The organism is Acaryochloris sp. IP29b_bin.148, assembly GCF_028285565.1.
GTDB lineage: Bacteria > Cyanobacteriota > Cyanobacteriia > Thermosynechococcales > Thermosynechococcaceae > Acaryochloris.
In genome coordinates this window covers 28,536-53,749 of the sequence record NZ_JANQOY010000249.1, presented here as the reverse complement: position 1 = coordinate 53,749, position 25,214 = coordinate 28,536, and the positions used below count along the sequence as shown (strand labels likewise).

Here is a 25,214-nt window from a genome sequence, read left to right as displayed (position 1 = left end):
TGAGGGGTTTGCATCATCTGATACAGATGAGCTGGTATCGGCAATATACCAGGATAAGAGCCCCCCGATCACAACAATCCCTGCCAACCCTAGTAAAACCGTTTGTAATCCGAAGAAGGTTTCGGCCAAGCCTGCCAGGGCTAAGGGCAAACTTAGGGCGATGTTGCTGGCATTATTTTGCAGGCCAAACACCTTGCCCCGCATCTCTTCTGGCGTTTTTTCTTGGATCGTGGTTTGCATAGGAACGCCAATCAAGGCGGCAGCCGCTCCCAAGCCGACCATCAGGATCAGAGAAATCCACAAGGATTGGGTGGTGAAGGCTAAGCCCCCTAACATGGCAGCCATTCCCATGGAACCGTAGAAACTGAGCCGATGTCGGGGCAGATTTTGGCCAATGGACCCGAGAACGGTGGCGCTAATCGCCATGCCAATCCCGCCGGTCGCCAGTAAGAACCCAAACTGAGAGGTTTTAATGCCAGGCAAGACTTCTGCGAGCCGCACCACCAAAACAGCGAGGGCAGCAAACACAGAGAATAAAATCACCAATTGAATTAAGGCAGTTCGCACTCGTCGATGTTCATTCAGGTATTGCAGTCCCTCTTTGATATCGGTCCAGACATGGCTATCGCCCGTGGAACGATTGGCCGCCGTTTCTCCCGTTCGTAGAAATAGGAGTAGCAAACCTGCGATCGCATAGCTACCGCCTACAACCAATTCCCGCCCAGCGTCCCAACCGAGATCGGAGAAATACCCGCCGACAATTTCTAGGAGTGGCTCTCCCGCTGCAAACCCGCCAATCAACGCCAACAGCATCGTCAGGGTGTAGAGGGAGTTTGCACTTAACAGATGGGGCTTCTCTACAATCAAGGGAATCGCCGATTGCTCAGCGGGGGCAAAAAATTGTGTGAGGGTAGAGACCAAGAACGTCACGCCCAATAACACCCAAAACCCCAAGGGAATCTGAAACCAACCCGGTTGCTGACCACAGGCCCACAGGAGAGGTGGGAGACTTAGGACTAAGGCCCCTCGGAGACCATTAGTAAGGACTAAAACCCATTTCTTCGACCACCGATCCACGTATACGCCAGCAATTGAGCCAAACAGGACGGCCGGAATGGTGAAGGCAATCATAATGGAGGACACCCACACACTCACCGATTGGTCTGGGGCCTTAAATCGACTGGTAATCAGGGCAATAATTAAGACCAAATAGACCTTGTCCGCCATTTGAGAGAAGACTTGCCCGAACCACATCAGCATAAAATTCTGATTGCGCAGAACAGGCCAATAGCCCTGCTCGTCTGGCGTTTTATCGACGGGAGTGATCGCTACGGGGTCTGGTCTTGGAGACGCAGCAAGCGGTTGAGAAGATAAGGCGGGACCAGCAGAGGGAGACGAACTCGGTTTATCCGCAGAACGGGGAGATGAGGTCAGGTCGCGTTTGGGGTCATGTACTTGGGTCATGAAGACACGGAGGTGAGGTCGGGCAGAGCGGTGAAACAGGTATCAATGAGCGCAGCAGAGCGAATCGGACGTTCAAAATAGGCTTCGGCATAGCGGCGCAGGGCAGACTCCACGCCTTGCCAAATGGCTAATGGATAAGCGGTTACTAACGAGAAGGGTAAGGGAGAAGTGGGTTGAATGTCGGCCGGGTTAAGGTCTTGGAGTAACGCTAGTTCCTGGGCCGATAATTTACCCTGTACCCGATGCTCGGTCGCCACAGCATAGATAGACCCTTGTTCAGCTGCCTTTTGGATGGCGGTGCTGGGTCGAGGCGGCCCTGTCAGGGTTACGGCACCACCTGCGCTAGCACTAAATCCCACGCGCCAGGTCGGGTTGGTGATCGGGGGGGCTAGAGGTTTATGGGTCAAACAGCAGGTATGGACTTGAGGGGCAATGCCTGCCCACGCCAACAATTGCAGGGTGCCGTGAATCAGGCAGCAAGGTATTTGCGCGGGTGTGGCCGTTTGCAGTTGAGTCAGCTGTTGGCAAAATAAGTCCCATAGCTCGGTTTGGGGCTGCCCACTCAAGGCTTGATAGAGCGTCAGCTCGGCCAAATATTGGCTGGTGGTTAGCTTCGCTAAGTTTTGGCTGAGTCCTGGATAGGATTCAAGGGTTTCGGCTTGGGCAATTTTATCCAGGGACCGTCCCTGCACCAGCATCAAGTCATTAACGACAAATAAAGCACTGCGACCGCCTAATTTTGATTTGGGTTTGCGGCATCCGGGTGCCACCGCCCGCACTAGACCCTGTTCACGAGTCAAAATGGTCAGCAGACGATCCGCCTCCCCGAAAGGCATACTTTTAAGATTAATTCCTGTGGCTTTGTAGGTTCGACTCATGGCCTACCGGGTTCGATAAAACCTTTGATGGGGAATGGGCTTCGATATCTTGCCCTGATTCAAACATCCTCAGGTGGATATTTCGAGAACAGAACTATCCCGGCCCTGAGGGTTCAGGAGACTCGATGTCAGCCATCGCCATTCGCACGAGATCCACCCCTCGGGAGGTTCCCAAACGATGGGCTCCTGCTGCAATCAACGCGAAGGCTTGCTCAAGGGTGCGAATTCCCCCTGAGGCTTTGATGCCCACGCGATCGCGAGCGACCGTTGCTAATAATTTTATATCAGCAGGGGTGGCTCCGCCGTGCCATCCTGTACTTGTTTTCAGAAAGGCAACACCCGCATCCAGACTGACTTCTGCCGCTAACCGTTTTTCGGCATCGGTGAGCAGGGTCGTTTCTAAAATCGCTTTCACGGTTTGACCCGTCACCGTACAAATTTTGGCGAGTTCCTGGTGCACGGCATCAACGTTCCCCGCCTTTAACCAACCGATATTAATGACAACATCTAGCTCGGTCGCGCCCTGATCTACGGCCTCTTGGGCCTCATAGAGCTTAACGGCAGAGGTGGTCGCCCCACTGGGAAACCCAATGACCGTACAAACCTGAGGTGAATACTGATAGAGACGGTTGACGGCGGTTTTAACATGAATGGGGTAGACACAAACCGCCGGAAATTCAAATCGAATGGCTTGGTCACAGAGGGTTGCGATCGCAGCCTCAGAGGCCAACGGATCGAGAAGGGTGTGATCGATATAACGCGTGATATCTACATCCGCTACCGTTAGGGTCACATCACACCTCAAATGCCCACAATTTTGAGGAACGCTGTCCCCCTGATCCAATGTATCAAGATTACGGGTTAACTGGGCTTTAATCCGTTAATTCTTCTGGCTTCTAGAGGCGCTTGGGAGTATGCCCCTTCGCTTGTAGCAGCTTCAACACACTATCTTTACCCACCAAATGTCCGGCTCCGACCACAATCAGATAGTCATCCTCTTTTTGCAATAGAGGTTCGATGGTGGTCATCCATTTACGATTGCGAGCCCCGAAGATTTGGTCTTCTAAATCTGGATAGTCTTTGAAGCTCTTGAGTAATAAACTTTCTAACGTTTGATCATCTCCCGCCTTCCAAGCTTGGACCATCTCTTGGAACGACGTCTCTAGGGTGTCTAATTCTTCAATGGTTTGGCGAATATATTGTTCTTGATCGCCCTGAGAAAAATTATTAAAGAGATTGAGCTGGTCTTCGATCGCTTCTAGAGCCAGCGTCTCTTTCCCATCTTTCTTAGCCTTTTGGAAAAAATATTGATCCACACCATTTTGTGGGTTAAAGCCCAAGCGCTGGAACTTCATTGTGATCAAGGTTAAGGAAAAAAACCACGGTTTGAAACCGGAAAAAGCTTCAATGGGTAATCCCACTTCTGAGGCGGCCGTTTTTGCCAGTTGATAGGTTTGCGGGGTCAGCCGATCCGGAAGCGTTTTACCATCCTGGGCCGTCGCCTTTTCCAGAACCATGGATTGAGTTTCGCTGGATTCCAGCTGATCCATATCCACTTCAAACACCAGCTTTTCAGCATCCTCATAGGCGTCATTAATCTGTGTCGCTAAGGGATAGTCTGATTCCTTTAAGAGGTGAATGGACCCGAGAAGATAAATCGTATTCTTGGGAGATTTAACTTGCCAAAGAAACGTTTTGGGGGGTTGGGGTGCTTCGGGTTGGGCTTGAGTCGTCTGCGGGGTGGGGGTTGAGGTGGAGTCAGTCGGTTTCTCCTGACAGGCACTGATCAACGCCAGCAGGGCAATGACCGCGATCCGGGATAAGTTTTTCGTTGCGATCGCACTAAATGGAAGTTTAGTCATTGAGTCCCCAACCGTTGAGATAGACCTAGAGCAGCCAGCAATAATCTAGCATTCCCCATTTTTGTATGGGTTTATACAGGCGATTCCAGCCATTGACCATCACTAAAGTACTTATGCTTCCAGTGCGCTGATCTGGGTACCCATGCTATGACGACGGATATTTAACAGTCAGCCACCCTACTCAATCAGTTCAGGAGGCGGCTGATAACAGGCCCAAAGCCTATTTTGGATCGACAAAAGGAACGTTACGCGTTTGCGGAACGGCTGCCTGTTAATACAAGGTTTTGAAGCTTTTGCGGTGTACGATAGACATGCACCGCTTAAGATTTATTTTAGGTGATGGTGTCACCAAAATGGTGCATTGGTTTATCGCATAAGCAGCCAATACCCCAGTTGAATGATGAGTGAGCATTAAGAATGGATTATGAAAGCATGAAAGGGTTAGCCGGAGAGGTTGAACCCAAGCTAATGGCTATATTGGCTGAATTTAATAAGACGCTAAAAAAATATGGTATTTCGAATGCACGGGTGGTTGAATTTACCCTCAGCGACCAAGAAATGCCAGAAATGGAAGGTCTTTCCTGCAATTTCTCGTGTTGGCTATCGCCTAGCAATTTGACCTGTGGGATCAAATGTGAATTTGAAGCCTCCGGCACCACTGGAGCTAAACCTGCAGCCATCGCTACACCGACTGCTAAAAAAGCTGAGAAGGCCAAGCCTGTAGCGGCAGCAGCGGTAGCTCCCACTAAATCGGCTGCACCTGCGGCGAAGAAAGCTAAGAAAAAGTCGGATGTTCCGATTAATATCTACCGTCCGAACAAACCCTTTGTGGGCAAGTGTGTTTCTAACGAAGAGCTTGTTGGTCCTGGTGGTATTGGTACTTGTCGACACCTGATCTTCGATATTTCTGCGGGTGATTTGAAATATGTCGAAGGTCAGAGCATCGGTATCATTGCAGATGGGACGGATGATAAAGGTAAACCTCACAAGATTCGTCTTTACTCCATTGCCTCTGCCCACCGGGGTGATTATCTAGATGATAAGACCGTCTCCCTTTGTGTACGCCAATTAGAGTATCCCGATCCTGACACGGGTAAAACGGTATATGGGGTTTGCTCCAGCTTCCTTTGCAATCTCAAACCGGGTGATGATGTCAAAATCACAGGTCCTGTCGGTAAAGAGATGCTCTTACCCGATGATCCCAATGCCAATATCATTATGCTGGGAACAGGGACTGGCATTGCCCCCTTCCGCTCCTTCCTCTGGCACTTGTTCAAAGAGAATGAAGATGCTAAATCCAATCCATTCTGGTTACCTAATTTGCTGGGGTGGGTGAAACCCAATGACCAGCCCAAATTTAATGGCAAGACTTGGTTGATTTTCGGTGTCGCCACGACCCCCAATATTCTCTATAACAAGGATTTAGAAGATCTACAACGTCGCTATCCCAATAACTTCCGCTTAACAAAAGCCATTAGTCGTGAGCAGAAGAATCCTGAAGGTGGACGCATGTATATCCAGCACCGAGTTGCGGAGCATGCGGAAGAACTCTGGCAGCTGATTCAACAGGAAAATACCCACACCTATATTTGTGGTTTGAAAGGCATGGAAAATGGCATTGATGAAGCCCTAAGTGCTGTTGCTAGTAAAGATGGCGTCAATTGGAGTGACTATCAACGAGAAATGAAAAAAGCACATCGCTGGCATGTAGAAACCTATTAAGCTGCTATTCTTTGGCGAGCCTCATTCTTGAAAGTTAACTCTCTGAAGCACTCCAGTTCTCCATGAACTGGAGTTTTATTCTATAAGTCGGTTGGAGAGGATCGGAAAAAAAGCGACCCAGGATCGGGTTTCTGGGGTTCGCTTTCAGAAGAAGATTGAGTAAGATCAAATCAGTTTTAGACCAGCTGTGCTGGACTACCGTTGCTTGAAAAGAGGCTCGTTCATGGTTGCCAATATCTATGATCCAGATAAACGCAAACTCTTGTCGTCTCTAAGTCATGGTTCTATTTTTCTGAGTGCTTTGGTATTATCCATTGGCATTCCGCTGGTGATATTACTCGTTTCCGACGATCCGGTTATTAAAGAAAATGCCCGGGAAGCGATTAATTTCCACATCAATGTTTGGTTCTATGGCTTCTTATTCGGCATTTTATGTTGGGTTCTGCTGGGATTTCCACTCTTAGGTTTGTTGTTTCTTGCCCATTGGATTCTGCCTGTTTTGGCCATTCGCCGTTGTTTTCAAGATCCAGACAATCCCTATAACTACCCTTTTATCTTTCATGTCTTGTAGGCTATCCCCCTACTAGATTGAGCAAATCAAGGACTCTAGTACTGCTTTAGTCATGAAATAGGAGACAACAGGCGGCCTGTTTTGGGTCGCCCTGGACACTTAACTTTCGCGTCGATCGCTCCAATGACAGACTGGGCATTGGCAATTTCCGATAGCTCGCTCAGTAATGTGAAGGTTCGTTTTGCACTCTGGACACTGTCCAGTGAAAAAAGGGTGCGTCATAATCAGCCGCACTTGTTCTACGTATGTTAGTTGCGACAATGTATAGCTAAGGGAGGGATACATTGGTTGGTTAGGATGGTCGGTCACGGTCGTGGGGATCGGGTTACGGAGGAAATAAAAGCCCAAGGAGGAAAATGGTTATCGTCGTACTTTATCGGTAGCGATTACTGTTTGCACAGCCTATATCTAATCTGTCCGATCAGATCAGGGATCAACCACTGAGAAACTACTGAATTCCTGACCGTGGTTGGAATTGGCGATTCTTATCCATCTGCGAGGTTATACGGATAGTGGGGCTGAGAAGGCCATGAAACGTTACGCAGCACCGTACCCATGACATCCATTACAGCGACATGTAAAGCCAACGGCTAAGATAGGCTGATATCGAATGCAAAGGCATGATGTATGGCTGCTGTGGAACGGCAATTTAAACAGCTTCAGGCCCAACTCTGTGATCGCTGGCAGGATATTAAAACCCTAGAAACGGGACATTCCGATATTCTGGTGATTCCTTCGTTCAGCGTGGATCAGCAAGAATTACAAAAGATTGATGGCTTCTTGCATTATGAGGAGCGGCTGCTATTCTCGTTGATTCGATTGCGCGATCCGAAAACTCGCCTAATTTATGTGACGTCACAGCCGTTGCCGCCCATTGTTATTGATTACTACTTGCAATTATTGCCGGGTATCCCGTTTTCCCATGCCCGCGATCGCTTATTGTTACTGCCAATTTATGATCAGTCCCTGAAGCCCCTTAGTCAAAAGATTCTAGAACGTCCCCGGTTAATGGAGCGCATTCGTCATTCCCTGCGTCCTGGGTGTTCCTATATGATTTGCTTCAATTCAACGGACCTGGAACGAGATCTTTCGGTTCAACTTGATATTCCGCTGCTGGCCGCTGATCCAGCACTGCTCCATTTAGGAACGAAAAGTGGGAGTCGGCAGGTCTTTGCAGAATGTGGCATTCCGCATCCCGATGGCAGTGAATTAGTTTGGGATCAAGAAGCGCTTGTGGAGGCAGCAGTAGCTCTCTGGCAGCGTCAGCCTCAACTGCAACGGATGGTGATTAAGCTCAACGAGGGGTTTTCAGGAGAAGGAAATGCTCTCTTAGACTTGCGACAAGCAGAGGATGTAGAGACACCCGAACAACGGCGAAAGGTGATTTGTGATCGGCTCCCCCAACTTACCTTTGAATCGCCCACGGAATCTTGGCCTCATTTTTGCGATCGCATCCCCCAATTGGGGGCAATTGTCGAAGCCTTTATTGAAGGAGACCCTAAAACCTCTCCTAGCGTCCAAGGCCAAATCACGCCCAGTGGAGAGGTGGAAATTCTGTCAACCCATGATCAGATCTTAGGGGGTCCCAATCAACAAATCTATTTAGGTTGCCGTTTTCCCGCGTCAGAAGACTATCGTTTACAGCTCCAACAGTTGGGACTAAAGGTGGGTGAACACCTGGCCCAAAAAGGCGTTCTCGAACGATTTGGTGTTGATTTTGTGGTCGCTCAACGGAGGCGGCCCAATGGCACCCTCCATTGGGATGTCCAAGCCATTGAAATTAATTTGAGGAAGGGCGGCACCACCCATCCATTTATGACGCTGAAACTACTGACCAACGGCTTTTATGACATGCATAGTGGCTTATTCTTTGGTCAGCAAGGACTGCCAAAGTACTATGTAGCATCAGATAATCTCTGTAAACCGTCCTATCAGGGCCTATTGCCAGATGATTTGATGGATATCATTGCTCGTCATCATCTCCATTTTGAGACGGGAAGTGAGATGGGGACCGTGTTTCATCTGATGGGGTGCCTGTCGGAATTTGGCAAAGTCGGCCTCACCAGTATCGCGAATTCACCGGAACAGGCAGACACCATCTACCATCGCGTGATTGATATTTTGAATCAGGAGACCCGTTCCCATTCCTCTCCTTCAGATCAGGAGACGGGACCCATCTTGCCCATTGGTTGGAGTATCGTCAGTTGAGGGATCAACCTCAAATTTTTTTGATGATAGAAATTTATGCAAGGGAATGATGATTATGCCCATAAACCCTATAAAATTAAGCCAGGGAGCCTATCTATACCTAGAATGCTTAAAAATTTATGACTATTCTCGTCACGGGAGGCGCTGGTTTTATCGGCGCAAACTATGTTCTGCAACAGCGGCGAACCCAGGATGAGTTAGTCCTCAACCTGGATAAACTGACCTATGCGGGCAATTTAGCGACTTTATCCACGCTCCAATCGGATGCTCAACATATTTTTGTCCAAGGCGACATTGGCGATCGCGCCCTGGTTCAACAGTTACTGGAGCAATATCAACCCCGTGCCCTCCTCAATTTTGCCGCAGAAACCCATGTGGATCGGTCCATTGATGGTCCTGATGCCTTTATTCAAACTAATATTCTGGGGACCTTTCACCTCCTAGAAGCCACACGTTCCTATTGGCAATCCTTACAGCCATCCGCACAAGAGAACTTTCGTTTTCTGCATATTTCAACGGACGAAGTCTTCGGCACGCTCGGTCCAGATGACCCTCCCTTCTTAGAAACGACCGCCTATGCGCCGAATAGTCCATACTCTGCTTCCAAGGCCAGTTCCGATCATCTCGTCCGGTCTTATTTCCACACCTACAACCTCCCCACACTGATCACAAATTGCTCCAATAATTATGGTCCCCATCAATTTCCTGAAAAGCTAATTCCTTTGATGATTTTGAACGCCCTAGAAGGCAAAGCTTTACCGATCTATGGCGATGGCCAAAATATTCGAGACTGGCTATTTGTGGAGGATCATTGTCGGGCCATAGACCAAGTTTTAACAACAGGTCGACCGGGTGAAACTTATAATATCGGCGGGGGAGCCGAAAAACCTAATATTTGGTTGGTTAAGCAAATTTGCGCAATCTTAGATGAACTAGCGCCAGAATCAGAATTTGCGCCCCATAGCAACTTAATGACCTTTGTTCAGGATCGGCCTGGTCATGATCGCAGGTATGCCATTGATTTTCGTAAAATCAACCAGGAACTGGGGTGGAGTCCCCAAGTCACCATTGAGTCTGGGTTACGACAAACCGTACAGTGGTATCTTGCAAATCGGGCTTGGTGCCAGGCTGTCACGGCCAATCAATATGAGCGTCAACGATTAGGGTTAGCATCCTCCGAAAAATGACATCCATACATCACGAGCTCTATCTTTAGACCATACTATTAATTTTGCCAAGCCAAGGCTGATGAAAGGAATTATTCTAGCGGGCGGTTCAGGAACGCGCCTCTATCCCATTACCCGCGTCTTATCGAAGCAATTAATGCCCGTCTACGACAAGCCGATGATTTATTATCCGCTGTCGACCTTAATGCTAGCGGGCATTCAAGATATCCTGATTATTTCGACGCCTCAAGATTTACCCCTCTTCCAGCGGCTATTGGATGATGGCAGCCATCTAGGGCTTAATCTTGCCTATGCCGAACAACCTCAGCCTGGGGGATTAGCGCAAGCGTTTATTATCGGCCAAGATTTTGTCGGCGATGACTCGGTCGCCCTGATCCTTGGCGACAATATCTTCTATGGGGCCTCTTTAGCGGAGCGACTTCAACACGTCACACAACTCACTTCAGGCGGTGTTGTCTTTGGCTATTGGGTCAATGATCCTCAACGGTATGGCGTCTTAGCCTTTGATCAGCAAGGACAGATTACCGATATTGAAGAAAAACCGCAGCATCCCCAATCCCATTACGCCGTGACTGGATTGTATTTCTATGACAACCAAGTGATTGAGATTGCTAAATCCTTAAAGCCCTCTGCTAGAGGAGAATTGGAGATTACAGATGTAAATAGAGTCTATCTTCAGCAAGGGCAACTGCAGGTTGAAAAATTGAGCCGTGGCGTGGCGTGGTTGGATACGGGTACCCATGAAAGTCTGCTCCAAGCCGCTGCCTTTGTGGAAACCATAGAACAACGGCAAGGGTTAAAAATTGCTTGCGTTGAAGAAGTGGCTTATCGAATGGGATATATCTCGGCCGCACAGGTTAAAGCGTTAAGCCAGGATCTACGCAAGAACAGTTATGGGCAGTATCTGCTGAGAATCCTAGAGGAAGGAGAATAGGTCTGGATGAATGTTATCACCACCCCTTTGCCCGGTGTATTAGTGTTTGAGCCTCGTGTGTTTACGGACCCCAGGGGCTTTTTTATGGAAACCTACCATCAACAGCGCTATCGGGACGCTGGTATCCAGGAACAGTTTGTTCAAGACAATCATTCCCGCTCTGGCCAGGGAACACTACGGGGGCTTCATTTCCAGCTACACCATCCTCAAGGGAAGCTGGTCAGAGTGATTGCAGGCGAGGTTTTCGATGTGGCGGTTGATATCCGTCAAGGGTCACCCTGGTTTGGTCAATGGTTTGGGGAGCACCTCTCTGCTGAAAATAAGAAGCAAATGTATATTCCGCCTGGCTTTGCCCATGGGTTTTGTGTGCTGAGCCCATCGGCAGATTTTATGTATAAATGCACTGATTTCTATTATCCTGAGGACCAGCAAGGGATTGTGTGGGATGATCCGGACTTGGCAATTGACTGGCCCCTACAACAGCCCACCTTATCTGCTAAAGATGTCGCTTTGCCCAAGTTGCATGATCTGTCAGAACAGTTGCCCGTCTATGATGTAGCGTCCGTTTAAACCGTCTTCCTCGTCCCCAGGTCTAAGGTCCAAGTTATGGATTGACCCACCAGGATGACGGACCCAGATCCCTCCAATGCGAACCGATTTACAGCTTGCTGCACTCTGTAATATCCGTCGGGATAGCTTGTTATACTAGTCCTGAAAAAGATTTCAGCCCGAGCCGTCTCCTTTCTGTATGCAACCTACTGATCCCGATAAGTTTACCGACAAGGTATGGACGGCTATTGTTAAGTCTCAGGATGTGGCACGGCGATTTAGTAATAACAAGCTAGAGGTTGAGCATCTCACCATTTCTCTGTTGGAGGAAGAGCCCTTAGCCAGTAAGATTTTGACCCGTGCCCAGGTTGATTTTGATCAAATTTTGCAACAGCTAACCACGTTTGCGGAACGTCAGCCTAAGACGGCGGAGGGCACGTCACTCTTCTTAGGTCAGGGGTTAGATCGCCTGCTCGACCAGGCTGATGCCCTCCGGGAGGATCGAACAGATCAGTTTATTTCGGTTGATCATTACTTACTCGCTTTTGCGGAAGATAGTCGGATTGGCAAGTCCTTGCTACGAGATCAAGGGATTGCTCGTACGGATCTGGAAAAAGCCATTAAGGCCATGCGTGGCACTCAAAAGGTTGCCGATCAAGAATCGGAATCTCGATACAATGCCCTTGAAAAATATGGTCGCGATCTGACGGAACGAGCCAAAGCTGGAAAGCTGGATCCGGTGATTGGCCGGGATGATGAGATTCGGCGGGTGATTCAGGTTTTGTCTCGACGGTTAAAAAACAATCCGGTTTTGATTGGCGAGCCGGGGGTGGGAAAGACTGCGATCGCAGAAGGTCTTGCCCAGCGAATCGTCAATGGCGATGTGCCGGAATCCTTGAAAAATCGGCAGTTAATCACCCTGGATATGGGCAGCCTAATTGCCGGTGCCAAGTATCGGGGCGAGTTTGAAGATCGTCTGAAGGCGGTCTTGCGAGAAGTCACCCATTCCGATGGTCAGATTGTTCTATTTATCGATGAACTCCATACCGTTGTGGGAGCAGGGTCAGGCCAAAGCTCCATGGATGCCAGCAACTTACTTAAGCCGATGCTGTCACGAGGGGAACTACGCTGTATTGGAGCCACTACCCTTGATGAATATCGCAAGCATATTGAAAAAGATGCGGCTTTAGAGCGGCGGTTTCAACAGGTTTATATTGATCAACCGACGGTTGATTCTGCCATTTCAATCCTGCGTGGGTTAAAAGATCGCTACGAAATTCACCATAACGTCAAAATTACCGACTCCGCTTTGGTGGCGGCGGCAGTGTTGTCCGATCGTTATATTGCCGATCGGTTTCTACCCGATAAAGCCATCGATCTGGTGGATGAAGCGGCGGCTAAGCTGAAGATGGAGATGACCTCAAAACCCAGTGAACTAGAGGGAATCGAGCGGCGGGTGATGCAGCTAGAGATGGAAAAGATGTCTCTGGAGCAGGAGCAAAAACGCTCCAGCATTGGCGGCATTTATGAGTCTTCGGAAGATCATTTGCAGCGGGTAATGGCAGAGATCGATGAGCTACTGCCCAAGCGCGAGTCTTTGGAAGAGCAATGGAAGACTGAAAAACAGGTCTTAGAAGACATCAATAGCCTCAAAGAGCAGGAAGCTCAGGTTCGGGTCGAGATTGAAAAAGCAGAACGAGAGTTTGATCACGAAAAGGCTGTTCAGCTCACCTATAGCCGCATGGCGACGTTGCAGCAGGAATTGGAAGAGCATGAGGCCAAACTATTGGCGATTCGAGCCCAAGGCTCTACCCTGCTCAGGGAAGAAGTGACGGAGGAAGATGTTGCTGAAGTGGTCGCCAACTGGACCGGGATTCCGGTTAGCCGGTTACTCGAATCGGAACGTCAGAAGCTATTGCAATTGGAAGACCACCTCCATGAGCGCGTAATTGGTCAAGAAGATGCGGTGGAAGCGGTGTCGGCGGCCATCCGCCGAGCCAGAGCGGGGATGAAAGACCCCAATCGGCCCATTGGTTCTTTTATGTTTTTGGGACCAACTGGGGTGGGTAAAACCGAGCTGGCTCGGGCGTTAGCTCAGTTCCTGTTTGATACTGAAGACGCCATTGTTCGGATTGATATGTCTGAGTATATGGAAAAACATGCCGTGTCCCGACTGGTGGGTGCTTCTCCCGGTTACGTGGGCTATGAAGAAGGAGGACAGCTTTCCGAGATGGTGCGGCGGCGTCCCTATTCAGTGGTGCTATTGGATGAAGTCGAGAAGGCTCATCCCGAAATCTTTAATATCCTTTTGCAAGTGCTAGATGATGGCCGGATCACGGATGCTCAGGGACGGACCGTCAATTTCTGCAATACGATTATCGTCTTGACTAGCAATATTGGCAGTGAGCATATCACTGAGGCGACGGAGGAAGAGGAACAGTACCTAGAGATGCAGATGAAGGTATTGGAGGCGTTGCGATCGCACTTCCGTCCTGAGTTTCTGAACCGCATTGATGAAATTACCATGTTCCATACTCTCAATCGCGAACAGCTGGGATCGATTGTCAAGATTCAGCTGAAGCGGATTGAAGCCCTGCTGGCAGAACAGAAATTGGCGATTCAGCTGTCGGAGGAAGCATTGGAACATATTGTGGAAGCTGGATATGACCCGGTGTACGGTGCCCGTCCCCTCAAGCGGGCGCTGCAACGGGAATTAGAAAATCCGATTGCTACCAAAATTTTGGAGAATACCTTTACCAGTGGCGACACAATTGTCGTGGACTGGGATGAGGATGGGCTGATCTTTTCCCAGGCCCCCCGCACCACGTTAGAAATTGCCGAAGAGGAATCTGAAGAAGAAGAACAGTTGGCCCCTGCGGCTTCGTAAGGGGAGAGCATATGAGCTTGAGAACGCTACAACCCTGATCATTTCAAGTGATATGGGCTAATCGGTTACCGCTTGGCGTCGCCAAGCTAACAGAAGTGACTGACCGATAAAGCAGAGGGCTAACCAAACTAAGCCTGCGGCATATCCTGCCACGATGTCTGTGGGCCAATGCACGCCAATATAGAGCCGACTAAACCCAATGGCTGCAATCAGGCCCGTTCCGAGTGTCAACATCAAAGGCTGGAAGGAGCGGAGCTGACGAATCAACCCGTAAACCAGCACGGCATAGAAGACCAAAGACACCATGGCATGGCCACTGGGAAAGCTATAGAAAGGCACCTGCAAAATTTGGTCCCAGAGGGCAGGGCGATGGCGGGCAAACAGCTCTTTTAACCAGATATTTAATCCCAAAGCGCCCCCAATCGTGATCACGAAGGCTAAGGCTTCCTGGCGTCGTTTCTGCCACAGCAATAGTCCACCTATACCCAACGTAAATGGGAAGAGGATTAGGGGCTCGCCCAAATAGGTGACGAGCACCATCCACCGATCCAAGGTCGGAGTATGGAGGTGATGAATGGCTAGCAAAATCTGAGTGTCTAGGTGTTCAATTTGAGGCAGAAGGATTGCGATCGCAACAAAGAGCCCCAATGCCAATCCTGATGCCACAATTCCCAAATATTGCCAGGGAGAACGGATCGATTGACCCAGCTGAGTCAACCACTGCCAAGGTTTAAACATAGGTAGATAAACGCGACGTCAAAGGAGCAGGTGAAACACAGGCTGCCGAGTTAACCCTACTTTATATACCTTAACGTAAGTTTAATAAGTATTAATGCTTGTTGCGCACGGCTAAAGAACGTTAGCTAGTGGCGTCCACAGCATTTTTTTCCAAATCCTTGAGGGAGACGTGCTCAAGGGCGATAGCATGAGTGGCGGCTAACTTCACAGGGGGAGCTACCCCCGCTTCCAGGGCCTGCTGCCAGCGTGATGCACATAAACACCAGCAATCGCCTGGTTTTAGTCCTGGAAACCCATAGATGGGGGCGGGGCTACTTAAATCATTGCCTTGCGACTGGGTATAGGCTAAAAATTCCTCAGTTACTTGGGCACAGACGATATGAGCGCCCATATCACCGGCCCCCGTATTGCATTTGCCGTCCCGATAGAATCCTGTCATTGGAGATGTACAACAGGTTTGTAGAGGACCACCCAACACATTCTTGGCTTCTGTCATTCACGTTGCTCCAACGGTCTAGCTATGGAAAACGATAACAGGTATCCTATTTCATTGAAAAACGGGGCAATAGGGGGCGGGGGCAGAGATGAGAAAATTGTGGATGCATAAAATTCGCAGAACAGGCCGATAAATAGGTAGCTGCAATGGTTATGCGGGCTGATTTCACCTGATTTAATTTGTCTGATTTAAATTGACTTAAGGAAAAATTAAAGGCTTTATACTTTCCATAAACCCTTATTGATTCTGAGTTAGCAGTACTAAAGTTGGTAACGAAGGCACAATCTTCTGAGTCGTTATAGATATCAAACATTCAGCTAAAAATGGAACTTCATGGCTCCAAAACTAGACAGAATATACATATCCGTTGGTTTTATGGTTTAAAAAATTTCTAAGAATAGAGATGAGCTGTGTTAGTAAGAGGCTTGATCGAGGTATTTCATAACACTCGTCAGTTTAGAAATCGTTGGAGCTGGTGAGAGATATCTTCAGGAATAAATAGAGAGTTGAGTGATAGCCATCAACCCAGCTAATAACTAAACTGTTTTGTCTAAAAATAAGCAACTGACCGCAGGTATGGGCATTCAGCGTAGACAATTTTTATTATTTGGGGGGACCCTCTTTCTGAGCGTTACTGCTTCGCCGTGGTCTTTAGCCACGTCCGCTCGCGATATCCGCAAAATTGCTCGTCAGATTACGGTCAAGGTGATGACTCAAGGGCCATCTGGATCGGGCGTCTTAATTAAAAAGAATGGTCCCATTTACACCGTACTCACCGCTGCCCATGTGATTAAAAACTCCAATCCAGGAGAAGAAGCCTATGCCACCACTTACGATGGCGAGACCCACCTCCTAGATACTCAACAGATGAAAACGGGAGACAAGGTAGATATTGCGATCGCAACCTTCTTTAGCAATAAAGTCTATCGTGTCACTGATATTGGCCAGTTCAAGACTTTGGACATCTTGGATGAAATTTATGTGGGAGGGTATCCCTTTACGGATCAGGCGATTTCGGTTTCTACCATGACCTTAACTCGGGGTGAAATCGCTTCCATTGGTCGGTTCGCAGATGGGTATGGGTTCTCTTACACCGCAGTCACTAAGGCGGGGATGAGTGGCGGACCCGTTCTCGATCAAAAAGGACAGCTGATCGGTATTCATGGCCGAGCAGCAGGACAACGACTGCAACAACTGCGGCTTAAGGATGGCCTCAATCTGGGGATTCCGGTAGACTTGGCTATCCAAACGTTTGATCTACTCAACCAGTCCGATCAGCCCCTGCCCTCGGATGCATCGTCTAAAACGGACACACCTGCCTCTGAACCGGCGACTGAGACAGATCCGAAACCGACACCAGAGCTATCTCGCTTTGCCTTTGAAGTTCTGGGGGTGAATGATCAAGGCCGGATCCGAAAACGCAAAAAACGATCGGCCCAATACTATCGCCAACCCCTTAAGGAGGGCGTGGCTTTAGATATGGTCTATATCCCGGACGGACAGTTTACGATGGGGTCTCCGGTCACAGAGCCCAACCGACAAAAAAACGAAGGCCCCAAACATCTCGTCAATGTACCCTCCTTCTTTATGGGCAAATATCCGATTACTCAAGCCCAATGGCAGGCGATTATGGGCAACAACCCCTCTAAATTCCAAGGGGCTGAACGCCCTGTGGAGCAAGTGAGCTGGTTTTTGGCTGAAGAGTTTTGCCAAAAGTTGTCTGAAGCGACCGGTCAAGACTATCGTTTACCGACTGAGGCGGAGTGGGAGTATGCTGCTCGGGCAGGTACAAGTACCCCCTTCCACTTTGGCAATACGCTAACTACGGATCTGGCTAACTATGATGGCAACTATACCTATGACAAAGGATCTAAAGGAGCCTTCAGAGGGAGTACCGTTGCGGTCACACAATTGGCGGGGAACGCTTTTGGTCTGTACAACATGCATGGTCAAGTATGGGAATGGTGTTTAGACCATTGGCATGATAATTATCAGAAAGCCCCTACGGATGGCTCCGCCTGGCTTGATCAGGGGGATGCTAAAATGCGCCGGGTTCGCCGAGGCGGGTCTTGGTATGATGGCCCCCATGCTTGCCGCTCAGCGTTTCGCTATCGCTCTTATCCCTACTCCTATACCAACTCCTTTGGCTTGAGAGTTGTCTGTCCAGCGCTGAAGCCGACGGCTTAGTGGATGGCTGCTTCTGTCAGGGACGACCTATCTGTCTTGAGTCTAAACCCAAGACATTCCTAAATAGAGCGGATACAGTAGGGATAATGGTTTTGCAGATTGATATACGGTAGGAATGGGTATTAAGCGTCGTCATTTTTTGTGGTTTGGGGGGACGGCTGTACTCAGCTTGGCCTCTTCTCAGGGGTCTTTAGCCAAGTCGGTCCGGGATATTCGCCAAATTGCCCGCCGCATTACCGTTCGCCTATTGACCCAAGGTCCCCCTGGTTCTGGGGTGTTAATTAAACGGAATGACAATATCTACACCGTGCTAACGGTGGCCCATGTGATCAAAAATTCCAACCGGGGCGAGGAAGCCTATGTGGAAACCGATGATGGTGAAACCCATTTGCTCAACACTCGCATGATGCAGGTGGGAACCAAAGCGGATATTGCGATCGCAACCTTTACGAGTGACAACAACTATCGCATCACCGATGTCGGTAAGTTTAAAGACCTGGGCATTTTGGATGATATTTACGTGGGTGGCTATCCTCTGGCCGATCAGGCCATTTCCGTCTCCACCATGACCCTGACTCGGGGAGAAGTGGCCTCCATTGGTAAATTTGAGGATGGCTATGGGTTTTCCTATACTGCCGTCACCAAGGCAGGCATGAGTGGTGGCCCCGTATTGGATCGCGAAGGTCGTCTCATTGGGATTCATGGACGGGCGGCGGGGCGGCGCTTGCAGGAGGTGCGGATCAAAGATGGTTTGAATTTGGGAATTCCGATCTCAACTGCGATCGCAACCTTTGGGCTCGACAATCAATACCAGCCCCTGACCGCTGAGCAACCGGACACATCTGAACCACAGACCTCTGAACCTCCTGAACCAAAGTCCACCCAAGAGCCATCGGAGGAGACCCTACCCGGACTCTCTCGGTTTGCCTTTGAAGTGGTAGGAGTGAATGCACAAGGCCAGATCCAAACCCGTCGCCGCCAGTCTGCCCAATATTATCGCCAGAAGCTGAAAGAAGATCAGACCCTCGATATGGTCTATATCCCAGGGGGGCGATTTAGTATGGGTTCTCCGGCGACGGAAGCGACTCGGCAAGCCAGTGAAGGTCCTCAACACCAGGTCACAGTGCCCCCCTTTTTTATCGGTAAATACCCGATTACCCAAGCCCAATGGCAAGCCGTGATGGGGGAGAATCCAGCGAAGTTTCAGGGGCCAAATCGTCCCGTTGAGCAAGTGAGCTGGCAGGTGGCGACAGAATTTTGTCAAAAATTGTCTGAGTTAACGGGTCAAGACTATCGCCTGCCCAGCGAAGCCGAATGGGAATATGCCGTCCGCGCTGGCACCAGCACACCTTTTTGGATGGGGGCAACCCTGACAGCCGATTTAGCCAACTACGATGGCAATTATACCTATGCTCGCGGCCCTCGCGGCCCTTTTAGAAAGGCGACGACCCCAGTGGGACAATTTGCACCGAACCCCTTTGGTCTCTATGACATGCATGGTCAAGTCTGGGAATGGTGCCAGGATCATTGGCATGAGACCTATCAAGGAGCACCCACAGATGGATCCGCCTGGGTGAAGTCAGCGGATCTGAGATCGCACCGAGTCAGACGAGGTGGATCTTGGTACGATGGTCCCCATGCTTGCCGGTCTGCCTTTCGCTATCGCTCATTGCCGAGTAGTTATCAGAACTCCTATGGCCTCAGAGTGGTCTGTCAAGGGTTTAAAAATATTTAGCGGCCCAGAAGGATCGACAGAATTACCCTACTAACTCGGGGGTTTTGGGGTAAATATACTCCGCGAGGGTGTTGAGTAACTCCTGCTCGTTAAATGGCTTAGAGAAATAGGCCGACGCGCCCAAATTTATAGCAACTTTGCGATGTTTGTCGTGACTACGGGAGGTCAACATCACAATCGGCAGGTTTTCAAACCGAGGTTGGCCTTTAACTTCTTCCAATACGCCATAGCCATCCAGTCTAGGCATTTCAATGTCACAAACGACTGCCTGTACGGCTAAGCCACTTTCCAATTTATCAACGGCTTCTTGACCATCCTTGGCCTGCTCGACTTGGTAGCCTGCCTTTTCTAGTGTTATAGCGAGGAAGCGACGGACATTGACGGAGTCATCCACCACCAAAATGGTATTGTTTGAGCTGATTTGGGGAAGAGGTTCAGCTGTCGGAGCTGCCATACCGGATTGCTGCTGTTTCAAAGACCATTGAAGAACGGTCAATGGATCAAGGATAGGGACCACGCGACCATCCCCCAAGACTGTAGAGTTGACAAATCCAGGTGGCATGGGTAAGGGGCTGGCAATATTGCGAATTGTGACTTCTTGCTCACCCCAGAATCGCTCAATTTCCAGCCCCCCAATATTGGACTCTTCGCCAATCACTAGGACCGTGGATCGATTAATAACCGGCGTTCCCAGCATTTCAGATAACTTATGGGTTTGATTAAATGCCCAGTGCTTTGCCAGATTTATAACTGGAATGACCTGATCCTGCCACGTCAACTCTTGGGTCTGCTCCATACTTTGGAACTGATCTGGGTCTAGACGCAGTAGTTCACGGATGCTATCTACGGGTACTGCAAAAATCAGACCAGAATGTTCCAGGATCATGACCCGCAAAATAGAAAGAGTATAGGGCACCGTCATCGTAAAGGTGGTTCCCACGCTCCTTTCCGTATGCACGTGGATATCGCCTCGGATGTCACGGAGGTTCGTCCGCACCACGTCCATCCCCACACCTCGTCCGGAGATTTCAGTCACTTCGGTAGCAGTACTGAAGCCAGGCTCAAAAATGCAGTCCAGTAAATTCTGCTCTGGCATCTGAGACACTTCTGTCTTGGTGAGTCCCATTGCCTGTAACCGATCGCGCACCTTATCCAATCGGATACCAGTCCCATCATCACTAACAGTAATGACCGTTTGAGCGCCCCGGTTATGGGCTTTAATAGTAATCGTTCCTTCGGGTGGTTTGCCAATCGAAATTCGGTGGTCTGGATGGCCAATCCCATGGCCAAAGGCATTCCGCAATAGATGGTTGAGGGCATCGCCGAGGGGTTCAATGACTGCCCGGTCAATCAGAGTGGCTTTTCCCTCCATGACCAAATTGACAGGTTTGTTAAACTGAACGCTTAAGTCGCGAATCACCCGAGGGAAACGCTTGACGATTTCCCCAAAGGGCATCATCTGGGTTTGGGTAACATTGGTCTGCAATGAGCGCGTAGTCTGGTTAATATCTCGAACGGCCTGGCCCATATCCTGAAGCATCAGGGTAATATCTGAACCTACCTCTTGCAGCTGAACAATCGTTTCAATTTGCTCCTGGGCAATCAGATGTAAGTCCGTATATCGGTCCATTTCGAGTGCATCAAATCGGCCTAAGGCGGACTCGGTAACTTTCGGGGGCTGAGTTGGGGCCGCATCCTCAATGGGGACAATTCCTTCCATGGACGCCCGGTCATACCATTGCTGTAATTGGGAGTTAGACGCTTCCAACTGTCGAATCCGCTGTCGAATGAGTTCGGTATAGGTTTGCAACTGCTCAAAGCGCAAATTGACCGTATTCCGTTCCAGGATCAATTTTCCAAACAGGCGATTAAATTGCTCCAGTTGCTCCACTGGAACGCGCACGGTTTTGCCGCTAAGAGGCTTTACGGAAGGAGCTGCAGGCTGTGTAGCTGTGGCTTGTTCCCAAATTTGGGTGGCACTCTCAAGTGTTAGCGGAGATTCAGCAGTGCCGGTAAGCTCTTCGGTCACCAAATCTGCTGTAGGACCACTGAGATCAGAGTCAACTTCAAATGCTTGCTGTAGCTCTGTCAGTTCCACCGAGTCCTGCAAATTGACGAGAGTTTCTGCATTAAACAAATCATCTGCAGAAAAGTCTTCGGCAGGAATATCCAGCTCAGTATCAGGGGCTGGTAGCTCGACCGATAAGGCATCGGCCAAGTGGGCGATTGCTGGATCAGTGACAGAAATATCTTCCAGATTGACCGATTCTAGCGGCTCAGGGTGAGGTAGATCCGTTGCCAAAACATCGGCTAGGTCATCAACAGCTGGATCCTCCAAAAAGGGGATGGCTTCTGCGGCAAGCTCTGTTGGCATTTCTATCTCGCCAAAGTCGGCTTGCAAGGTCGATAAATCTACCGAATCTAAAGTATTCTCAAACTCAACTTCAGAATTGGAAATGATATTAGGCGTAAAATCCTGAAGCTGGTAGGGGAGTTTCTCAAAACTGCGGCGCAGAACCAACGCATGGGATCGTCGCCAAGTTTTGAGAGCGGCAGTCGATAGTTCGGGGATTTGATGGGGAGCAACTTGGGTTGCGAGTTCTTGAATCGATTGGCAGAGCTGAATAAAGGGGGCTAAATTGGCCATATGACCAAAGGCCACCAGCTCTTCAGCTGTTATCGCCAGCTCTTCAGCGAGCTGAGGCGTAGGCAAGGTCTCAAAATAACCTTCAATCCGATCAAGAACGGCTTCCACTCCATCCTCAAACATAAGTAAAGCCGGATCGATCTCTTCATTGTCACCGTTAAGGAGGGCATTTTCGTCGTCATCCGTCACCTCTCCTAAATGAGCCTGCAGTTGGTCAAATACAGGCGAAATATGTTCAGACATCCAACCTGTATCAATTTCCATCCCCTGTTTATAATGATCGCCCACTTCCCGTAAGCAATCTAACCCTTGCAACAGTAAGGTCTCTACCTCAATAGCGATGGTTTTGGAGGCGTGTCGAACCCGCAAGATCTTGAAGAAATCTTCTAGGCGGTGGGCCACTCGACTTAAATCCATCAATCCCATCATGGCAGCGCCTCCCTTCACGGAATGGGAGGCTCTTAGCGCTTCATCCAGCTGATGGGGTTCAGCAGCGTTCGTTGCTAAACCGAGCAGAACACGTTCAATTCTGTCGTAACAATCTTCCGCTTCTTCGAGAAATTTGAACTGGACTTGTTGTTCTTTATCCATAATGCTGCGGTGATATTCAGTCGCTAATGTCGATGGAGGGAATCCGGCTATCGATCTCAAATCCAGGGGGACCAACAGAGGAACGATCACCTCCTCTGCTCGGGCCATTTAGCTAGATTCTTCAACCTTAAACTGGGCCACGGCTGCTTCCAACTTCTGGGCCACGGCCGCCGTTTCTTGCATGGAATCAGCCACCTGGGTGGATGATTCAGCCCGCTGCCTTGCCAGTTCTGCCATTTGTTGCATGAGTGTGGTCACAGCTTTCGAGGTTTCTGTTTGAGAGACGGTGGCATTGGAAATCGATCGCATCAGATCGTTGATTTCTTGGGACCGGGTCAACACGACCGCCAGCTTTTCTTTCGTAGTTTCCACTAAACGGGTACTATCGACCACCTGATTGGTCCCTACCTCCATAGCTTCGGTGACTTCTTTAGTCTCAGCTTGAATTCCGGCCACAATTTGAGCAATTTCCTTCGTGGCAGCAGCAGACTGTTCAGCTAGAGCCCCCACCTGTTCGGCAACCACAGTGAATCCTTGACCTTGCTCCCCGGCGCGACTGGCCTCCACACTGGCGTTAATGGCCAACAGGTTGGTTTTCAGGGCAATTTCATCAATCAAAGACACTACCTGCGAGATCTTTTGGGAGGATTCGCCTAAGCGCTTAATTTTCTTAGCGGTTTCACCCACGGTATTCCGCAGACTGAGAATACTATCAACCGTTTGGTCCATTGCTGAACTTCCTTCCTGCACCGTGGTATAGGCTTCATCTGAAATTAAGGCAGCTTTACCCGCATTGTTGGCCACATCCTCAATAGACATGGACATTTGCTCAATGGAGTTGAGGGTGGTGCGGGTTCGTTCGGTTTCTTGCACGGCCTGCTCAGCCAATGCCTGAATTTCTGTTCCGTTTTCATCGAGAGAGGAACTCACCTGGCCCGAAGAAGTTTTTACCTGGCCAGCAATCTCATTGAGATTATCGATAATGGCATTGAACAAGTCGGCAACCGTACTCATTTCCATAGAAGATAAGCTAGCGCGCACTGTTAAGTCCCCATCGGTGGCGTCTCCCACTTCATCAAGAAGTTGGTAAATCTCCATCTCCAATTGGTCGCGAGATTCTTTCTGTTCTTGCGCAACTTGCTTGGTTTCACTGAGGAGGGTTTGCACCTCAGACACCAAAATATTGAATGTCCGAGCTAGTGTGCGGGTTTCGCGGGTGCCTTCAACCTCAGCACGAGCATCCAAGTTGCCTGCAGCGGCAGCATCAGCAGTGGTGGTCAGTTTTGCTAAGGGATTAGATAAGCTATTGGATAACCAATAAACTAGGGCAGTAACAATACCTGCAAGCAATAGGCCAATTACAGCGAACAGAATCAGTTGGTTACGGGCAACGGCGGCTTCTTCAGCGGTGGAGACGGATGCGATCGCAACCAGCTTCGAGTTGGGAATAACTGATATGTTATAAAACCGATTTTTGTAGGTAAACGACGCAACAACCAGTTGAAAGCTTTCCGATTCTTTCGTCTTCAGCTTGACATCCCGAATCCCTGGAATATTCTGAATTTGCATTTGAGTCGCATTAACGTTTTTATCCTCGGATTCCAAGTAATCTTGCAGCACCTTGGCGGCCGCTACAACATCTACTCCACCCATCACTTCTTGGGCTTTTGTGGTATTGCCTTGCTGGGTAACAGTATTCACCACGGCGTTACTGTCTAGATTCGGGTTCACAATTTGAACCATTTCTGTTTCTGTGAGGCTAGGGGAGACTAGCGTATTGATGGCTTCGTCTAATTCCTTCGTGGCTAACGCTAACTTCATCACACCCAGAAACTTGCCAGAGTCATCCTTAATTTGCTTAGATATAGCAATAACATTTGTATTTGCCGATTCATCAAACTCTGGTTCTTCGATGAATTGCCCCTTTGCTTTTGCTTCTGTCCACCACCGTTCATCATTCTGAACGAAGTCTGAGGTCGGGTTGCTATAGGCCACATTGAAGCCATATTTGTCGGTCACAAATACCTCTGCCAACTGGGCATTCCTGACCACCCGCTCTAAATATTGATTCAATTGGGCATTGGGTTTTAACAGCTTGGTACTAGCAAATTGCTTTTCCACTGCCTCAATTGGCTTTTGAAGAAGTCCCTGAGCTTCTGACTGTTGGGCTCCTTCTTTCACTGCTTGTAGCAATAAGGAATTACTATTGATCAAATCTGGAAATTTTAGGGCATCCAGTAGAAAAATAGTTGAAGCCTCACTGGTGAGTAGACTAACCTCCTCTAGCCGTAATAGGGTTTTTTCCTTCACCTGAGCTTCTGTTTGCACAAAACCGATCGCACTGGTAAGGGCTAGCGGTGCTAAAGCAACTGGCAAAACCGTGGTTAACAGACGTTGACGAAGCGTAGCGGCAGGCTTAAGGGTTGTTTCCGCCTGATGTTCTGAGAGCGTTTCTGTGGATGAACCACTGAGCGGATTTTTCACATTGGTGAGATTGCCGTTGCTATTCGGGGTTGCGTCAGTAGGGGTAAAGTCCTTTTGAGTAGTCATGATCTCTG

General features: G+C 49.2%; 17 protein-coding genes. 9 read left to right on the top strand and 8 right to left on the bottom strand.

Annotation, left to right across the window (positions count from 1 at the left end; genetic code table 11):
* The 4 genes from Q0986_RS22720 to Q0986_RS22705 form a co-directional block, all read right to left on the bottom strand.
* On the bottom strand, window positions 1-1,464 hold a 1,464-nt coding region (locus Q0986_RS22720), incomplete at its 3' end, for an MFS transporter (protein ID WP_299416577.1).
* Window positions 1,461-2,342 carry a DNA repair protein RecO gene (recO, locus tag Q0986_RS22715; RefSeq protein ID WP_299416574.1) on the bottom strand — a complete coding sequence of 294 codons (882 nt, stop codon included), beginning with the start codon at window positions 2,340-2,342 and terminating at the stop codon, window positions 1,461-1,463. The genes Q0986_RS22720 and recO, both read right to left, overlap by 4 nt.
* 94 nt (window positions 2,343-2,436) lie before the next feature.
* Window positions 2,437-3,135, bottom strand: a complete 699-nt coding sequence (deoC, locus tag Q0986_RS22710; RefSeq protein WP_299416570.1) for a deoxyribose-phosphate aldolase — start codon at window positions 3,133-3,135, stop codon at window positions 2,437-2,439.
* Between the two features lie 103 nt (window positions 3,136-3,238).
* Window positions 3,239-4,204 (bottom strand): TraB/GumN family protein, encoded by a 966-nt coding sequence (locus Q0986_RS22705; RefSeq protein WP_299416567.1) that lies wholly within the window; start codon window positions 4,202-4,204, stop codon window positions 3,239-3,241.
* Window positions 4,205-4,636: 432 nt separating this feature from the next.
* Here Q0986_RS22705 and Q0986_RS22700 point away from each other — a divergent pair, with 432 nt between their 5' ends.
* The 7 genes from Q0986_RS22700 to clpB all read left to right on the top strand — a co-directional run bounded on the left by Q0986_RS22700 (window position 4,637) and on the right by clpB (window position 14,262).
* Window positions 4,637-5,926, top strand: coding sequence for a ferredoxin-NADP reductase (locus Q0986_RS22700; RefSeq protein WP_299416564.1), 1,290 nt, complete (start codon window positions 4,637-4,639; stop codon window positions 5,924-5,926).
* A 223-nt stretch (window positions 5,927-6,149) separates the two neighbouring features.
* Window positions 6,150-6,497: a DUF4870 domain-containing protein gene (locus Q0986_RS22695; protein ID WP_299416556.1), complete on the top strand. Its 348-nt coding sequence runs from the start codon at window positions 6,150-6,152 to the stop codon at window positions 6,495-6,497.
* A gap of 627 nt (window positions 6,498-7,124) precedes the next feature.
* A complete protein-coding gene (locus Q0986_RS22690; RefSeq protein ID WP_299416553.1) occupies window positions 7,125-8,705 on the top strand; it encodes a peptide ligase PGM1-related protein in 1,581 nt (526 codons plus the stop codon).
* Between the two features lie 119 nt (window positions 8,706-8,824).
* Window positions 8,825-9,892, top strand: a complete 1,068-nt coding sequence (gene rfbB / locus Q0986_RS22685) for a dTDP-glucose 4,6-dehydratase (protein ID WP_299416549.1) — start codon at window positions 8,825-8,827, stop codon at window positions 9,890-9,892.
* A gap of 61 nt (window positions 9,893-9,953) precedes the next feature.
* Window positions 9,954-10,826 carry a glucose-1-phosphate thymidylyltransferase RfbA gene (rfbA, locus tag Q0986_RS22680; protein ID WP_299416545.1) on the top strand — a complete coding sequence of 291 codons (873 nt, stop codon included), beginning with the start codon at window positions 9,954-9,956 and terminating at the stop codon, window positions 10,824-10,826.
* A gap of 6 nt (window positions 10,827-10,832) precedes the next feature.
* Window positions 10,833-11,396: a dTDP-4-dehydrorhamnose 3,5-epimerase gene (gene rfbC / locus Q0986_RS22675; protein WP_299416542.1), complete on the top strand. Its 564-nt coding sequence runs from the start codon at window positions 10,833-10,835 to the stop codon at window positions 11,394-11,396.
* A 178-nt stretch (window positions 11,397-11,574) separates the two neighbouring features.
* Window positions 11,575-14,262, top strand: coding sequence for an ATP-dependent chaperone ClpB (clpB, locus tag Q0986_RS22670; protein ID WP_299416538.1), 2,688 nt, complete (start codon window positions 11,575-11,577; stop codon window positions 14,260-14,262).
* A 57-nt stretch (window positions 14,263-14,319) separates the two neighbouring features.
* Here the strand turns inward: clpB and Q0986_RS22665 are convergent, their stop codons facing one another.
* Window positions 14,320-15,000 carry a phosphatase PAP2 family protein gene (locus Q0986_RS22665; RefSeq protein WP_299416534.1) on the bottom strand — a complete coding sequence of 227 codons (681 nt, stop codon included), beginning with the start codon at window positions 14,998-15,000 and terminating at the stop codon, window positions 14,320-14,322.
* 121 nt (window positions 15,001-15,121) lie between these two features.
* Window positions 15,122-15,496, bottom strand: coding sequence for a DUF2237 domain-containing protein (locus tag Q0986_RS22660; protein ID WP_299416530.1), 375 nt, complete (start codon window positions 15,494-15,496; stop codon window positions 15,122-15,124).
* 576 nt (window positions 15,497-16,072) lie between these two features.
* Here Q0986_RS22660 and Q0986_RS22655 point away from each other — a divergent pair.
* Complete coding sequence (locus tag Q0986_RS22655) at window positions 16,073-17,683, top strand: SUMF1/EgtB/PvdO family nonheme iron enzyme (protein WP_366918668.1); 1,611 nt, start codon at window positions 16,073-16,075, stop codon at window positions 17,681-17,683.
* A gap of 115 nt (window positions 17,684-17,798) precedes the next feature.
* Entirely contained in the window at window positions 17,799-19,418 is a 1,620-nt protein-coding gene (locus Q0986_RS22650; RefSeq protein WP_299416522.1) for an SUMF1/EgtB/PvdO family nonheme iron enzyme, read from the top strand.
* Between the two features lie 22 nt (window positions 19,419-19,440).
* Here the strand turns inward: Q0986_RS22650 and Q0986_RS22645 are convergent, their stop codons facing one another.
* Both Q0986_RS22645 and Q0986_RS22640 read right to left on the bottom strand, forming a co-directional pair.
* A complete protein-coding gene (locus Q0986_RS22645; protein ID WP_299416518.1) occupies window positions 19,441-22,764 on the bottom strand; it encodes a hybrid sensor histidine kinase/response regulator in 3,324 nt (1,107 codons plus the stop codon).
* Window positions 22,765-25,206, bottom strand: coding sequence for a methyl-accepting chemotaxis protein (locus tag Q0986_RS22640; protein WP_299416515.1), 2,442 nt, complete (start codon window positions 25,204-25,206; stop codon window positions 22,765-22,767). It abuts the gene before it with no gap.
* Between the last annotated feature and the right edge of the window lie 8 nt (window positions 25,207-25,214).